This window comes from Lysinibacillus sp. NPDC093197 (assembly GCF_044754025.1).
Lineage (GTDB): Bacteria > Bacillota > Bacilli > Bacillales_A > Planococcaceae > Lysinibacillus.
Map to the genome: position 1 here is coordinate 792,471 of NZ_JBIVOH010000001.1, position 14,696 is coordinate 807,166.

General features: G+C 31.9%; 18 protein-coding genes and 1 pseudogene. 1 reads left to right on the forward strand and 18 read right to left on the reverse strand.

Translation table 11 applies throughout. The annotated features are described in order from the left end of the window. Window positions 1-135 precede the first annotated feature (135 nt). The 9 genes and pseudogenes from ACIP9G_RS04055 to ACIP9G_RS04095 form a co-directional block, all read right to left on the reverse strand. Window positions 136-663 (reverse strand): hypothetical protein, encoded by a 528-nt coding sequence (locus ACIP9G_RS04055; RefSeq protein WP_401017539.1) that lies wholly within the window; start codon window positions 661-663, stop codon window positions 136-138. A 463-nt stretch (window positions 664-1,126) separates the two neighbouring features. Then, window positions 1,127-1,282 (reverse strand): hypothetical protein, encoded by a 156-nt coding sequence (locus tag ACIP9G_RS04060; protein ID WP_401017540.1) that lies wholly within the window; start codon window positions 1,280-1,282, stop codon window positions 1,127-1,129. Window positions 1,283-1,345: 63 nt separating this feature from the next. Then, window positions 1,346-1,745 (reverse strand): annotated as a pseudogene (locus ACIP9G_RS04065) (immunity 22 family protein). Between the two features lie 39 nt (window positions 1,746-1,784). After that, window positions 1,785-2,414, reverse strand: coding sequence for a hypothetical protein (locus ACIP9G_RS04070; protein WP_401017542.1), 630 nt, complete (start codon window positions 2,412-2,414; stop codon window positions 1,785-1,787). 248 nt (window positions 2,415-2,662) lie between these two features. Beyond that, window positions 2,663-3,253 carry a hypothetical protein gene (locus ACIP9G_RS04075; RefSeq protein ID WP_401017544.1) on the reverse strand — a complete coding sequence of 197 codons (591 nt, stop codon included), beginning with the start codon at window positions 3,251-3,253 and terminating at the stop codon, window positions 2,663-2,665. A gap of 39 nt (window positions 3,254-3,292) precedes the next feature. Next, a complete protein-coding gene (locus ACIP9G_RS04080) occupies window positions 3,293-3,832 on the reverse strand; it encodes a hypothetical protein (RefSeq protein ID WP_401017546.1) in 540 nt (179 codons plus the stop codon). 554 nt (window positions 3,833-4,386) lie between these two features. Further along, the gene (locus ACIP9G_RS04085) at window positions 4,387-5,034 is read right to left on the reverse strand and encodes an SMI1/KNR4 family protein (RefSeq protein WP_401017548.1); all 648 of its coding nucleotides are present in this window, start codon (window positions 5,032-5,034) and stop codon (window positions 4,387-4,389) included. A 245-nt stretch (window positions 5,035-5,279) separates the two neighbouring features. Beyond that, the gene (locus tag ACIP9G_RS04090) at window positions 5,280-5,951 is read right to left on the reverse strand and encodes a hypothetical protein (protein WP_401017550.1); all 672 of its coding nucleotides are present in this window, start codon (window positions 5,949-5,951) and stop codon (window positions 5,280-5,282) included. 48 nt (window positions 5,952-5,999) lie between these two features. Next, a complete protein-coding gene (locus ACIP9G_RS04095) occupies window positions 6,000-6,650 on the reverse strand; it encodes a hypothetical protein (protein WP_401017552.1) in 651 nt (216 codons plus the stop codon). Window positions 6,651-6,983: 333 nt separating this feature from the next. Between ACIP9G_RS04095 and ACIP9G_RS04100 the strand changes: the two genes are divergently transcribed. Beyond that, window positions 6,984-7,541 carry a hypothetical protein gene (locus ACIP9G_RS04100; protein ID WP_401017553.1) on the forward strand — a complete coding sequence of 186 codons (558 nt, stop codon included), beginning with the start codon at window positions 6,984-6,986 and terminating at the stop codon, window positions 7,539-7,541. Window positions 7,542-8,056: 515 nt separating this feature from the next. Here the strand turns inward: ACIP9G_RS04100 and ACIP9G_RS04105 are convergent. The 9 genes from ACIP9G_RS04105 to ACIP9G_RS04145 form a co-directional block, all read right to left on the reverse strand. Continuing rightward, entirely contained in the window at window positions 8,057-8,215 is a 159-nt protein-coding gene (locus ACIP9G_RS04105) for an RHS domain-containing protein (protein WP_401018163.1), read from the reverse strand. Window positions 8,216-8,556: 341 nt separating this feature from the next. Then, window positions 8,557-8,808: an Imm43 family immunity protein gene (locus tag ACIP9G_RS04110; RefSeq protein ID WP_401017556.1), complete on the reverse strand. Its 252-nt coding sequence runs from the start codon at window positions 8,806-8,808 to the stop codon at window positions 8,557-8,559. Beyond that, window positions 8,783-9,097, reverse strand: a complete 315-nt coding sequence (locus ACIP9G_RS04115) for an AHH domain-containing protein (RefSeq protein WP_401017559.1) — start codon at window positions 9,095-9,097, stop codon at window positions 8,783-8,785. Before ACIP9G_RS04115 ends, ACIP9G_RS04110 begins: the two co-directional genes overlap by 26 nt. A gap of 91 nt (window positions 9,098-9,188) precedes the next feature. Continuing rightward, the gene (locus ACIP9G_RS04120; RefSeq protein ID WP_401017561.1) at window positions 9,189-10,415 is read right to left on the reverse strand and encodes a PoNi-like cognate immunity protein; all 1,227 of its coding nucleotides are present in this window, start codon (window positions 10,413-10,415) and stop codon (window positions 9,189-9,191) included. A gap of 27 nt (window positions 10,416-10,442) precedes the next feature. Continuing rightward, window positions 10,443-10,649, reverse strand: coding sequence for a hypothetical protein (locus tag ACIP9G_RS04125; protein ID WP_401017563.1), 207 nt, complete (start codon window positions 10,647-10,649; stop codon window positions 10,443-10,445). Between the two features lie 342 nt (window positions 10,650-10,991). Next, entirely contained in the window at window positions 10,992-11,327 is a 336-nt protein-coding gene (locus tag ACIP9G_RS04130; RefSeq protein WP_401017566.1) for a hypothetical protein, read from the reverse strand. Between the two features lie 491 nt (window positions 11,328-11,818). Continuing rightward, a complete protein-coding gene (locus ACIP9G_RS04135) occupies window positions 11,819-12,943 on the reverse strand; it encodes an ankyrin repeat domain-containing protein (protein WP_401017569.1) in 1,125 nt (374 codons plus the stop codon). Then, window positions 12,936-14,315 (reverse strand): RHS repeat domain-containing protein, encoded by a 1,380-nt coding sequence (locus tag ACIP9G_RS04140; protein ID WP_401017572.1) that lies wholly within the window; start codon window positions 14,313-14,315, stop codon window positions 12,936-12,938. Before ACIP9G_RS04140 ends, ACIP9G_RS04135 begins: the two co-directional genes overlap by 8 nt. Window positions 14,316-14,333: 18 nt before the next feature. Next, complete coding sequence (locus tag ACIP9G_RS04145) at window positions 14,334-14,675, reverse strand: hypothetical protein (protein ID WP_401017575.1); 342 nt, start codon at window positions 14,673-14,675, stop codon at window positions 14,334-14,336. Window positions 14,676-14,696 lie beyond the last annotated feature (21 nt).

The window sequence follows — 14,696 nt, forward strand, 5'->3', positions numbered from 1 at the left end:
GTTTAAAGTTGAATGTGCTAATATATTTTACTTTTGTTCTATTTTTACAATCGCCCCCAAAGAAATAAAATAATCAGCTAAAACTTTAGTATTTTCACCATACCCCTCAGCTATTAGAAACTTATTACTATCTAATCAGTTTCGTATTTCCTCAAATGAAAATCCTGTTTCTTTTTTTAATGCTAGAATCACTTTTGTTTTATTTTCACCTGGATTTTCAAGATACACATAAATTTTTTTCACGTTTTCTATAATTCGTTGCTCAATTGGGGCAAAATTCACTTTCGATTTCGCAATAGGAAGAAACTTGCATAATGTTTTCATTTCTTCATCATTTAATTTAACTTTCCATTCTTTCTTCATTAAATTAAATAAATCAGTTTGATATTCACCGCTTTTAAAATATCTATCATCATGTTTATCAAGCCAAACAGACAAAAAATAGTCGAACTTTTCCAGTGAATCCACAAGTAGTTTCGGGGAAATGTCTCCTCCTGCATAATCGTAATAAATGGGAGTTTCTATTTTACTTATATCTGCAATTACCGGGTTCCCGCTCCAACTCGCAATATTAATCCAATTCTCTTCCCATTTCATTGTCCCTGCGTTATCTATCCATCCTTTATCATCTTTAATAAACCTGTAGCCTTCTAAAGGAACCATTAGATTGTCCAGTCCAAATAGATAGAAATCGTTAGTCCACAAAAACAATACGTCTTTCGCTCTTGGTAAGTCACTATACCATTTCAAAAGTGTTTGATTTAAAATAGGGAGATTATAAATTTTCTCTAACTTCCGTTTCGTTTCTACAGATGTTTCTAAATATCTTAACTTACTAGCATTTTCTTTTTAGATATCGAATGTGAGCTAGGTTCTTCATTGTCTCTTTCAAGCTCCCTCCCATTGTTCGCTCTACCATTGCTTGAAGAAAAAATTAATTTGAACGTCATATATGTTTCTTGCATAATAGCCATTGTATTATTACATTTATAAGCATAGCTCTTTATTGTTTCAGTTAATGTTATTAAATTTCCCTTATAATACTTTGTTACTTCATTCCAACGTTGGTATTCATCCATGTTATGTTTGTGTAAAAAAGTTATTAATCTATTTCTTGCCTCTAAAGTTAGAACTTCCAACGACGGTGATGAAATCGAACTTTTGAGTTCCTCAACAATTTTCCCTTGCTTAGCACAGATAGTTGTTTTATTTCATCCATCTCTTCCCTTTTTAATTCACGAACTTTAAGATTATCCTGATAAACTACCCAATTTTCTTGCATGAATCTTTCCCCCTTCGGTATTTAATTCTTTATGATTTATATACTAATCTTTCGGTATAAATACTAAAAGTCAGTATCGAATAGCCCGATATAATGAAGACCGTTGTAGAGCTTATTAACATCAGTAATCACTATTTCCGGATCGTAATAATAAAACATTGTGTTTACTTTGTTTAATCCTTTATTAAAACAGATGTTTCTAATTTTATCCATTGTCTTATCGTCTACTGATAGTTCGTCAATAAATTCATCTACATCTGTTAATTTATCTTCCCAATAGACCAATCCAATCCTCATCATAAAACTTTTCATTAATATCCTTACAAAATTCACAAATCTTATAGTTTGGATCATCAATATCCATGTCTGGAATACTATAGTCTATTTCAAAATATTCATTAAAGGTATCGTTATCTACATTGCTTACTCCCATCCAGACATGAACTTTACTCATTATCGCCATAATTATTACTACTCATTTTCTTATGTTATTATAATGTTTTTAAGAGTACTGCCAATATCCCACAACAGGATTTGTAATGCCCTCATTATTCATTTGTGCATATATGTATAAGGCACCATATGAAAAAGGATAGTTTCCTTGGAGAAAATCATCATCTTTTGGATAACCCTGTTCATCAATTTGAAATAAAAACTCAAACGAGTCAGCTTCTAACTCTTTACTATAAAAGTTTTTATTTTGTATATGTAAAGGAGTTCCCCCAAATTTCACTAGAAAGATTTTATTATCGCTAGTGTCATTATTTATTACTTCATAATTTCCAATTGCATACTTCTTCATATTTGGATTAGTAAAAACTTCTTCACTACTCTCACTATATAAAGGGTGTTCAACTAGTAGAATTGTACAATTGGGATACTTTTTATTTTCTAAGTATGCATCATAGTCTTTAGGATAAAAAATTGTAAACATCATAGTTGGATTTAAAGGATTTACTAATGTTAATAAAAAGTAATATTTGGAACCATATATACTCTGAAAATCTTTTTGGTGATCAAAGTAAGAGGGGGCATTTCCCCCAATCCAACTAGTATCACCTTCAGTAAATTTTCTACCTTGAAAAATCAGTGCCTTTGATCTATCGTTCAATAATTCCTTAAATGTACCCATCTCTGGTTTCTTCGCCCCTTTTTTAATTACAACATACCATTCATGGACCCTAGTTTCTAAACCTGAATTCTCTTCAAAAAAGCATGGATTATTAGGTATACCACCATTCCACCATTATATTGAAGGTAATGTTCCATCAAAAGGTAATTGGAAGTTTAATAGAATCTCAAATTCTTCCAAATCTTTCTATGTTAACTGAGATGCGCAACAATAAAACATTTATACACCCCCTATCCGCTCTAGTATCATTATGGCCTTCGATTTTCAGGGTCAACGACAAAATAATACTCATCGATACTCTTTGAAAAATCAAAGTGAGGTAGCTTTTGACTAGTCCTAAAATTGAAAATGTATCCAAACTCAATAGTTGATTTCAAATTATTTCCACAATAACCCGTTATTTTTACTGAATAATTGTTTTTTGACAAATGAACACTGTCACAATTTTCTAAACTATCATCTTTTAAATTTTCATAGTTTAAGTAATAGTCTTTTTCCCAATCAATTATCGCAGAGATATCTGATATAATGACATTTCCGCTTGTGACATGAAGTGAAAAAGGTATGGAAGTAAAAATAATATTTTCTTTAGGTATCGAAATATTTTCCTTTCCAGGGTTAATTATTATTCGATAATACTCATCAAGTTCAGGAATTTCATATATTGGAATTATGCAACCTTTTGATATAACCTCTCGACCTATTTTTTCATTTTCACTAAAAAATTTTAGCAAATCGTTTTCAAAAATATTATTTTTCTCCAAATAGTTTGTTAATGTTAGTGGATCAAATATTACTATACCCGGGGCATATAACATCAAATTTAATTTTTTTACCACTATTTCTTACAACTCCTACTAATTTTCTTTATGTACCTATTACAAATATGTTGCAGAAATGTTGTTCTTAAACGCTACTGGATTTTCATCTTTACTTCCCTGGTCAGAAATAATTCCATTCTTTTTCAGAAACAAAAACCAATCATCATTTTCAGAATTCGGGATAATGTTACAATAACCAGATCCCAAAACAGAGTTCTTTAAAAAGAAATTAAATTTTCCAAAACAAATCATAGAGTCTTCATCCACGATATATTTATAAACATTTCCATTAAATCTGTTGATTATTAATGGTTCATAAAGAATCTGGCCAATTGATAACCACGATTCTTTTTCATCCTGTATATTCGAGAGAACAAATTGATTTTTTTCTAATTCGCTGTAACTCCACAAATCAATATCGTCACACCGTGCACCGTTAGTTAAACGTAATAAATTATAATATTCCCCTAATTTCAAGGTATTAATTTCACTCATTTCTCCGATACCATAATTTAATTTTCCAAAAACAATACTTGTAAGATCTTCTTTTAAACCTTCTTTTAAGCAATCTATAATTTTTTCTATTTCTTCATACATAAAAAACCAACCTCACTACACTTTTTGGAACGCTTATGTATTTTTTTGAATTCAATTTTTGATTTAGGGAATACTTTGATGAGCTATATATCCCAATAGTTTCTGTTTCTAATAATCCTCAAGCAGGATGTTGTATCTGGACAGACATGTATGTTCTAATTACTAATCCAAATACACAAAATTACACTTATTACCATTATTTCTTTTAACCATATTATTTTCCCTTCTATTATTCAACATAATTTAGAAAAAATAATACTTAAGTAACCTGCTGCCCTCCTTATAAACATGATTTTTGTATAAATTTCCTTTTGTTTCTCATGTAAAAAGTTTTACCACATGCAGTTTTTATTTTTAATAAAAAAACACATGTAATGAAATCACTACATGTGTTTTGGCATTAAAAATCGGACACTTTTAAAATTAGGAACCGAGTACATCACTTAACTGAATGACTATAAATAATAAGCACATTAAAAAAACCTTCTTACATGTGCATTAATTTTGGTTAGTTTCTTCTATCAAAACGGATTAGACAATTTATTTATAATTTATTAACCATATAAGTAATCAATAAAATTATCAGCGTATTCCTCTTTTTTCAAAATACTACTCAATGATGACTTTAACATATCAATAAAATCATCGTAGATATCAAAAGTTTCTTCATCCATTATTTCTCCTTTGAATTTTTTATGTATTATTTCTAATGTCACCGCAAGTGCATTTAGAAAGGCCGAAAAAGAATCTGCAATTGGAAATAAAGGACTTGTTTCATAACTTGCAAAAACTGGTGAATTTTCTTCGTTTGTGACAACTACAATTGGATCATCATCCTTATCAGCAACTACAAGCCAATTGGGATCCCAATTCGGATTATCTCTTTTTTCGGTTCCAATCCATCGAAATCCTTCTTGCCTTCGAACCAATTTATCTGCTGGATACAAATAAAGTGGGCTATTCCCTAAATCAATATCTGTACAATCTAATTGATAGCCATCAGGACGGATTTTACAAATTATTTCACAATGTTGATAAAAGAATATTAATTCCGGAGAAAGAGAGATTTTTTCATCGACATGAAGATTTGCTAATTTTGACCTATATCGTACTCCACCATTTTTGTTAACTGGAGCTTCTTCTTTTGGATATTCATCCTTTGCCTGTATGAATTTTAATACTGAATTTTCTAGTTGTTTCATAAATAATTCTATCCCCTCGTTTTTTTGTTTAGCTACCTCAATTTGACGCTGTCTATGAACATAACACGCTTTAACACTTCCATGCCCATTACAAAAGCCTTTTTAATAAATAAAAACATATGTAATGAAAGCGTTATTTAGCGTTTTCTTTACATATGCCCTGAAATTTCATCCTAATTTTACCATAAAATTAATATCATATCACTTTATACATTGCTCTATATTAACTCAATCTTTAATACTTGCTAATTTATTTCTGGACTAATTAAAATAACATTCTTTGAATTGCGAACCTCTAAACAATTGTATTTTTGATTTAAACCCCCAATTGTTTGGCCATACTTCATAAGTGTGATATCTTGGATCATCAAATAAGGTAAACTATTCAATTTTTCTCTCATATCGCGAATCGAAAGTTTCAAATTAAAAAGTTTTCTTATTTCCATCATAAATTTATTTGCTTCAATTGGTTTTCTGACTACATAAACTTTTACCTCATCTATCAAATCAAGTTCGTCTGAAGTCCAATTATCTTCATCTATTACAGGATCATTTTCTAGCCAACTAAAAAAATCAATATTTAAAGAATAAAAGGGCAATGACAAAGCCCCCAAATCTTGATAGTAAACGTTTAGGTCGCCATTTTTCTTTATAAACAATCCTTGCCCCCCTCCATCATCCTCTATTAAAATATATTCTGGTGCATAAGTACTTACTTCATACAACCTATTTCTTTCAGTTGCGATATCAAGGCCATAAATATTTACTCCGTTTTCAAATGAAACTTCACTATACGATTTCCAAAACTCAATCATTCTTGAAGGTATGATAGTTTGAAAATGACTATGGATTTCATATGCCTCAATGTTTCTTCCTGTTCTAGTGATTAAAGGTGTCGACTTAAAATTTAAAATCATTTATTTCCTCCAAGTGGAACCGTAGTTAGTCTCGCAAACTATTAGGACTTATTTTCGATTTTCCCAATGTAAATGCTCATCAATCATTATTTTTGATAACATGGAGCTGTCATCATAATAAAGGCTGTAATCCATTTGTTTATACCAACTTGTAGCGTATGTTGATATTTTTTCGATTTTATTATCTTGCATGTAATCCACTCTAACATACCAGTTATGGGGTGGTGTAATAGAAACATAGTACACAAACCCTTTTTTCTCATAAACATGGCAAAGAGAAGTTAATCTAGAGCTAGAAGGATTAGACTCATAAATATGCGCATTAACAATTACTTTTTCGCCGTTTATAAAATCTACATATCTAATGTTTTCTCCAAATTTCGCGATATCTTTATTATATTTTCTACTCTCTAAAAGAACATTACCTTCAAGATCCATGCCATAGGTAACTAAATTTTTCGACTCAAAGTTAACCCTACTAGGTTTTGGGAGAGGCTTCCCTTTTTTCGTAGAAATAACTGAAGGGATTAATTCCTCAAATGGCATTAAATCTTCAGTAACACCTAAAGAATACGACCAATTAGTAATCGTGCTCTTTAACTTAATATAATGTTGATAAATATCATTTGAATAACCTGTAAAGTGTTTCGATAGCTCTGATCTCTTCAATTCGATTTCTTTATTATTACAAATATCCATTATTTCCCCCTCACTTTAATGCTATTTCTTTATTTGGATTGCATCCTGGCAGAAAGAACCTACTTTAAATCTAACACTTATTTATCAGCAATTGCTAAAGGAAATTCTAGTACTTCATTTCAGTTATTTTCTAAAGTTAATACATTTAAAATTCTTATCAAGAGTTTGTTCTCGTTACTAATAAATAAATTCTATTGTTATATAAAGTCAAAATGGATGAGCTTATACATAAATTTTTTTTAAAAAGAAGTTGTAAATCTAATAAAAATTTCCCTTTATAGAGTGTTAGTGCTAACAAAACAAAACCAATTATTAAAATGGAGGAAGTTAATTATGGCAACAGCTAAATATTCACGTTATGAGTACAATGCAACTACTTCTATTTCTCGAGCAAATGTTACTGATATGCATCGAGCTCAAGAGGCATTCATCAATTATTGGAACGGTAAGGTTTCATCGGCAGCAACAACAACATTCCTAGGTGGACTTGCTACTGCTGCTTTAGAAAAGGTTTTTAATAAATCAGCTTATACAGCTATTCCATCCCTTCTTGTATCTGCATTAACAAGTGCGAATGAATGGGAAAAAAATGAAGTCTTACGAGTAGCAGAAGAAGGCTATGATCAAATAACTAAACTATTACGAATTTTCATTGATAATAAAACTTTTGTTTCTATTGAATTTAGTGTTAACTATTTGGCATTTAAAAACCTTGCGACAGGAAACACAGACTTCACTATTATTCAAGGGAATATTATTCCTAAAAAATTATTACATCCAGTGGTGGTTCTATTCCTTTGTAAAAAAGCACCCTTTATTGGGTGCTTTTCACTATTTCAAAGAATTTGTCAAACGCCTGTTTATTTTGTATTTCATAATTTTTGTGATTAAAAGTTAATAATCCGTTTTCACTGAGATAAATAACATGCAAATCGTTGTTGTGATAAATAATCAGAGAGAACCCTGTATAAGTAAAATTAGAGCTAGTTCGTTTTATTTCTAGTTGTTCAAGTGAATTTATGAAATTTGTGAATACAGTACTATCTTTTTTGATAGTTTTAACGTTGCGCTCAGTATCTATGATACTAATATCATGTGTTTCTTTTTCTAAAGAATCTGTATCGAAAAAATCTTAACATTACTTGATACCCCCACATTTCCTCAAGGTTGAGATGATGCGCTTCCATGCCATCACCAATAGAACCACCTAAAGCTTAATTTAATTTGGCACTATCTAATCCAAAAGTATCGATTTCAATCAAAGGATTATAAACATTTCCATACAACGTAGGATTGTTCCCCATAAGCCCAGTCGGGTCAACCTACGTATAATTCCCTTGCTCTGGGTCGTAATATCGGAATCGGTTATAATACAAGCCTATTTCAATATCATCATACTGCCCTTGTTACCTAAACGGAATGAAATCTTTCTCACCCGTAAATTCCTTCACTCGTCCATACACATCAAGCTCAGCCGACCAAACCTTATGACCTTGTTCATCATAGGCTTCGACAGGCGTTCCTAGATAATCACAAATAATGCTGTAGTTGCCTTCACTCGTTATCTTAGCAGAAGGGACAAAGCCATCATTGAATACCCACCTAGATTATCTGCGATTTCGGCTTCTGCCTGAGAGGCATTCTCTACTGAATTTTTTTCCAATATATCTGAATTATCTTGCGGGAAATACTCGTGTAGAATCGTAATGCCACCCCACACAAAATGAGTACCTCTACCTTCCGAACACTTCTCTATCAGCCTACCTAGTATGGAGCCTACATTTTTATATTCTTGTCTTTCTTCACTAATGGCCAATTGCTATATAAGTTTTGAGTAACAAAAGAAACATGTTGAAAGGATTAGTCCTCTTAACATGTGTTGAATCATTTTAAATTAATTATTCACTTACAAAAATTTATTACCGATCATATGAAGAAAATATTGAGGAACATCTTCTAGTTCTATAAATTGAATTCCTTTCATTTGCTTTTCTTCACAAAGTTGCTTAAACCTTTCTGAACAAAATAGATATCTTGCTAATTTTAAGTCATTCAAACAAAACACGTCTCTATCATTTTCTTGTAGAACAATTTTTTGATATTTTTCAACCAAAAAATTTATGTCAAATACCCTATTTCCTGAAACACTTCTTTCCACCCTTCACAATGTAGTTTTGTTCACCTTTTCTTAAATCTTTCCTTTGGTCATTTATTAATTCTTGTATAGCATCATGATATTGTTGAGAGGTCCATTTATTTTTATCTCCAACTTCTAATAAGATATCTAATTCTTGTCGAATGTCCCGATTATATTGAGCATGGAAACTATTATATCCTCTATGAATAGACCTGGTTGGGTGATTATCTCTACTAGTAGGTAGATATATCGTATTACGTATATTATTTACATCATTGAATAAAACAAGTATCTTCCCTCTTTGGTCCAAATTAAAAGGCCTGAAATCAGAAATATTCTCCGTTTTCAGACCTTAGCTTCTTTCGTAATCCTATCTACTTGAACTTGATTGCAAATCCAGTTTATTTGACATCTTTAATAATAACTTCATACAACGCTTCAACATTGGCATCCGCTGGTACCCATGCAAAATAATTCTGATCATTATTTAATATAAATTGAACTAACTTTGTTTTTGTGTTCCACTCATTTTTCATACTTGAATCGTAATCTTCCAAATCTTCTTTATAATCCAATTGCAATATATATCCTTTTTCGACCATTGCAAAAACAATTAATCTTCCCAAAAGATTTTTTCGCCTATTTTCTTCTTTATATTCTTGTAATAAGAACCAGATTTGGTCTAACCCTATAGATTTTTTGTATTTTTCATAAAAACTACTATCATCCATAACCTCATAATCATGTATCAATTCATTGACAAATGAGTGCCATATTGGTGGAATAACCTTTTCCAATAAAGGATTATTTTCAATTCCTTCTATTATTTCAAGTTCCTCAATCTCTTGTTCATGGTCGTAGTCACTGAGGGAAATCTGCTTGAATTTCATTTCATTCTTGTAATGTGCCAAGTCATATGGATAGTGATTATTATTTATTAGGCTTGTATCATCAAGTTCTAGTATCTTCGCTAGCGCTGCTGTTTCAAAGCTCCAAAACCCTACATATCCAGGCTCCTTGTGTGCATTCTTCCAATCGTAATCATAATGACCTTTAAACCATTCTTTCTCCATATACGTTTGTAATCTTTTAGATGCTTCTTTCTTATCGGTTTGCGCAAGTTCTATAATTTCCCTTGTTTTTGAATATGGATTTTCTTTAAAATAACCATTAGTAATTCGTGAGTAACCAATATTACTAGCACATAATAAATAGTCAATTAGTGAATCACTAATATTTTTACTCTCAATTATTTGACCTAATCTTTCTAAATTTTCTTTTTTTGTTTCTAACAATATTCCTAATGAAACCATCCAAAGTAAATATATATATCCTACTTTTCTTGTACCAGTATGCTCTAAATCATAAATTGCATGATAGAAATTTTCTTCTAGTGCACTTATTTCTTCTCCTAATGAGTACTTTGCAATAATATTCTCGGACTCATATATAAAGTTCCTTAAATATCTTGATTCAATAATACTTTTATTGTCATTAGGGTTGCTTTGGATACCTTCTTTCTCATCTTCTTCTAATTTTTTTATATCCTCTCTATTATCTTCAATAAACTCTTTATTAAATTCTATTCCTTCTCTTAATCTATCTTCTATACTTAAATGATCTCTCATTCCAGTTGTTCCCCCAGTCTTCCTAAATTACGGCCATTCCCCCATAATGTTACCATTTGCGTCTATCCTATATGTTTTAACATTTCCACTACTATCTACTTTTGATAATACTCTTTCGACTTTACCATCCTCCAAAGCATTAGTAATCTTAGTAGCTAATCGTTTATCCCCCTCAACAGCTTTTAAAATTCTACTTTTCCCAGTTTCTGAACCTGTCAACCAATCGTTTGACATTTGTGGTCCATCTTTTGTTTTGCCTAATTGGGAACTACCAAACTTCGCTTCATCAATTACATATTTAATTTTTGATTCTGTATTTGCATTTTCATATAATCCGTCTATCCCTTTTACTATTTTCAGGTTATGTAAATGACCTTCTGTTTCACTAAAGTTTTTAAAATATATACATCTTCATTTTTCCGCTTTGTTGGTCTACTCGTGAATTTAAAGGGCAGTAAAATCCTTTTTAATGGATTTATTGCCCTTTAAAATAAATGATTTAAGATAGTAATAATCTTTTTTGTATAAATCGATACCCTTAAATATTCCTTCTGTGATGAGGCTTATCTATAAAAGTTATTCCATATCTGCCACATTAAAGTTATATTTTTCATCTTCCCGTGGATCATTATATCCTTCAAATTCAACTACTTTTTTTAGAGAAAACAAAAAACCAAAATTAGGGTTAGGATAAGCTAATTTCTTCTTACGTGCATAGCCTTTAATGGATACTAAGTATTTTCCAGAATCAACATTATATCTAAATCCAGAATATAATGTCTCTCCATCTAACGTTTGATATGATATTTCATCATTTTCTAGAAACTTATTTCTGTTTAATTCATAAAATAAACCAATACTAGCTATCCATAATGTATCTTTAACCTCAATATTGAAGTTATGATATACCATTTTTTCCTCCCACTCATCGTCAAAGGATTGATTATAATTATCAATTTTGATTAAATATTCAATTGAGTCTATTGGTAAAAAAGGTATCCAGATCCCCTCTGCAAGTGAATTTATATATCGTTTATGATTATCCTGAAAATTTTTTAATATTTTTTTGACCTAGCTTTTTCTTTCTTTAAAAATTCTTCTAATATCACGTACCCGTAGTCAAATTGCGTGCAAACTTATTATCTTTTATACTGTTCCTAAATAAAGAACGAAACTAGAAACTTATATAAGTAATTTATTACTTTATTTTACTATTAGAGAGGAAATCATGAAGCTGTAACTAGCTTATATTAAGCTGACTGTAGATTTAATCTTTAATGTTTAGAGTTTTAAAATATTATTATAAATAAAACCACCCCCTGAAATTTAGGCATCTGCTCTAACCTTCAGGAGGTGATATACTATTTTACTTAGTATATTTTAAATACCTTACTAATACTACGTTATACCTTTAAAGAAACTTTTCCCCATTTTGCTGAACGGTGTTTATTTAACCAATTTTCCAATTTAATTCCCTTAGGACAACCAGTTTTAGGATATTTAATAGGAATAAGTAGCAATAAACTAACTTCATCATCATCTTCTTCTACATCCTCAGTCCGCTCTGAATACGGGTTAAATTGAAAATCTGTTAGAATAAATGCATCAATGCTTTCTGGCCATTCTAGTTTATTCCAATTCGTATCCGTCTTTTCAATAACTATCCCTTCCTGAAGTTTATTGCCATCCAACTTATATTGGCCCAATAAAAACATTAATTGTATTGGAAATGATTCAACGCATTTTTCTTCAACGAGTTGTAGATTTATTGGCCAATCATATGGAACACTCATCATTAATTCTATTCTTGGTGAGGTTTCAAACACACCAATAGTAAATAGTAACTTAAATTTCTTGTCTTTTTCTATTAAAGCTGTTCTTATGTCTATAGTATCTTTGTTTAATACTGTAGATAGTATTAAACCTACGTTATTATCAATATGTGCTAAAATTCCGTCTCCTCTTTCGTTCATTAAGTCGATTTGTTCTTGTGCCGATAATCCACCTCTTGACTCCAATAACTCAATTATGTCTTGATGTCCATATACCTTGGCCAAATCTAATGGCGTTTGATTAAATCTACGATGTAATCTATTTATGTCAGCTCCACAGTCCAGCAGATACTTTACAATTTCTATATGTCCCTCAATTACCGCAGAGATTAATGGGGTAATAATTCCTCTGCAATCTCCATCTACCCATGCACCTCTTAATATAAAATCTTTTATACACTCTAATTCACCATGAGAAGCGAAAAATTTTAAAGGTGTATGATACAAGCCGTCTACGAAATTAATATCAATCCCAGATTTAATTAAATAGAGGCATATATCTCTTTGTTCAATAAAAGCAGCAAAATGTAACAAACTCTCGTTTTTTTTCTCATCCCCATACACAGGAACATGAATAAAATCTGGGTATTTAGACAATAAATCATCTAATTTGTTAATATCGTTCTCACGAATTGAAGCATAAATTTCATAAAAAAACTCTTCGTTTTCTTGAAATAATTTTTCAAATTTAGTCATAGAAAAATACTCCTTCCTTGGCCTCTTCGCCTAGTTTTTTTAGTGCTTGTTCAACAGCAGTTTTTCCTTCTTTATTAGCTCTTACAAGTGTATCATGTACATACTTAGCGGCTTTTTTAGTATGAGCACCACCACCGTTTTGCGCCCAAGTAAAGTTTCTTAAATCATCATTTAGCCCTATACCATGTTTTTTAATAATATTTTGTGAATCAGTAATGTATTTTCCATGAACAGAATCCCAATTTTTAGGTGCTTTTTCCCGCACAATATGATGATAATGAGGTCTTACCATATCAGTTGGAGCAGGGCCTAATGTTTTCTTATCCGCTGCTGATAATCTACATTTTTCTAAACCAAGTGGATCAAGAAGATAGTTAGGATTAGCAACGTAACTATATAAAGTAGGATTCCCACCCGCAAGCCCAATCGGGTCAACCTGCGTATAATTCCCTTGCTCTGGGTCGTAATATCGGAATCGGTTATAATACAAACCAATTTCTACATCTTCATACTGCCCTTGGTACCTAAACGGAATGAAATCTTTCTCACCCGTAAATTCCTTCACTCGTCCATACACATCAAGCTCAGCCGACCAAACCTTATGACCTTGTTCATCATAGACTTCAACAGGCGTTCCTAGATAATCACTAATAATACTGTAGTTGCCTTCACTCGTGATCTTAGCAGAAGGGACAAAGCCATCATTGAATACCCATGTAACGAGACTGTCTAAGTCAACTGTCTGTGAGGCATTCTCCACTGAATTATCCTGCGAGAAATACTCGTGCAGAATCGTATTGCCATCCCACACAAAATGAGTAGCTCTACCTTCCGAACTCTTCTCTATCCGCCTGCCTAACGAATCATACTTGAACGTAACTTCTGTCATATCTGGCTTCAAGGCCTTCGCCATCATACCATTGCCATAGTACTCGTACTTCCATGTATCTTCATTATTTTCGTCTTTCTCTACGAGATTTCCTTCTTCGTCATAGGAGAATTTGGCGTCTTTTGTTTCTAGTAATCTACTGCCTGCGCCATAGATGCGGTCTTTTTTGTCTTTTGTTTCATATAGATTGCCGACATCATCGACACTGCGGTATAAGAAATCAAATTGACGACTATCTTGATTGGCCCAGACGAGGTTACTAAATTCGTCGTAACCATAAGTCACTTTTACACCCGTTAGCTCGTTGACCATACTTCGTAATTGATGATTGACATCCCAATTGTAGGCACGTCTTCGTGTATCGCGATTTTGGCTACTTACTCTTTGGTGTGTTGGTCTACCTGTGATATCATATTGCCATTTACTAATAACATCCCGTGGTAGAATCCGCTCAATCTCTTGACCGAGTTCATTGTATTGCATCGAGGCTGTCCACTGGGTTTACTCGGAGCGAGAGGCGGTCATTTGTAAGACATTACCCAATTCATTGCGCGTGACATCGATTTTGGCACCGAGGCTACTTGTTATCTGAGAACGATTGCCTAGCTCGTCATAGCTACGAGCAATCCAATGGTCGTTTTGCCATTCTTTGATGACTTGTCCTGATGGGTCTCGTTCTAGCTTGACGGTTACATGCTCATTTTCTGTCTCTAGTAATGAGCCATTTTTGTCATAGGCAAATGTTTCCCACGTACCATCATAGTAGTCAGAGCGAATAATATTTCCTAGCGCATCGTGCTGATAGGCTGTCCAGCGATTCCCTGGGCGTTGAATGTACTGCACTAACCCTGCTAGGCATGAAAA

Coding starts and splice junctions, on each gene's coding strand:
- ACIP9G_RS04055 (WP_401017539.1), bottom strand. CDS start 663: ATGGTTCCTTTAGAAGGCTACAGGTTTATTAAAGATGATAAAGGATGG.
- ACIP9G_RS04060 (WP_401017540.1), bottom strand. CDS start 1,282: ATGCAAGAAAATTGGGTAGTTTATCAGGATAATCTTAAAGTTCGTGAA.
- ACIP9G_RS04070 (WP_401017542.1), bottom strand. CDS start 2,414: ATGGGTACATTTAAGGAATTATTGAACGATAGATCAAAGGCACTGATT.
- ACIP9G_RS04080 (WP_401017546.1), bottom strand. CDS start 3,832: ATGTATGAAGAAATAGAAAAAATTATAGATTGCTTAAAAGAAGGTTTA.
- ACIP9G_RS04085 (WP_401017548.1), bottom strand. CDS start 5,034: ATGAAACAACTAGAAAATTCAGTATTAAAATTCATACAGGCAAAGGAT.
- ACIP9G_RS04090 (WP_401017550.1), bottom strand. CDS start 5,951: ATGATTTTAAATTTTAAGTCGACACCTTTAATCACTAGAACAGGAAGA.
- ACIP9G_RS04095 (WP_401017552.1), bottom strand. CDS start 6,650: ATGGATATTTGTAATAATAAAGAAATCGAATTGAAGAGATCAGAGCTA.
- ACIP9G_RS04100 (WP_401017553.1), top strand. CDS start 6,984: ATGGCAACAGCTAAATATTCACGTTATGAGTACAATGCAACTACTTCT.
- ACIP9G_RS04120 (WP_401017561.1), bottom strand. CDS start 10,415: ATGAGAGATCATTTAAGTATAGAAGATAGATTAAGAGAAGGAATAGAA.
- ACIP9G_RS04125 (WP_401017563.1), bottom strand. CDS start 10,649: ATGTCAAACGATTGGTTGACAGGTTCAGAAACTGGGAAAAGTAGAATT.
- ACIP9G_RS04130 (WP_401017566.1), bottom strand. CDS start 11,327: ATGGTATATCATAACTTCAATATTGAGGTTAAAGATACATTATGGATA.
- ACIP9G_RS04135 (WP_401017569.1), bottom strand. CDS start 12,943: ATGACTAAATTTGAAAAATTATTTCAAGAAAACGAAGAGTTTTTTTAT.
- ACIP9G_RS04140 (WP_401017572.1), bottom strand. CDS start 14,315: ATGCAATACAATGAACTCGGTCAAGAGATTGAGCGGATTCTACCACGG.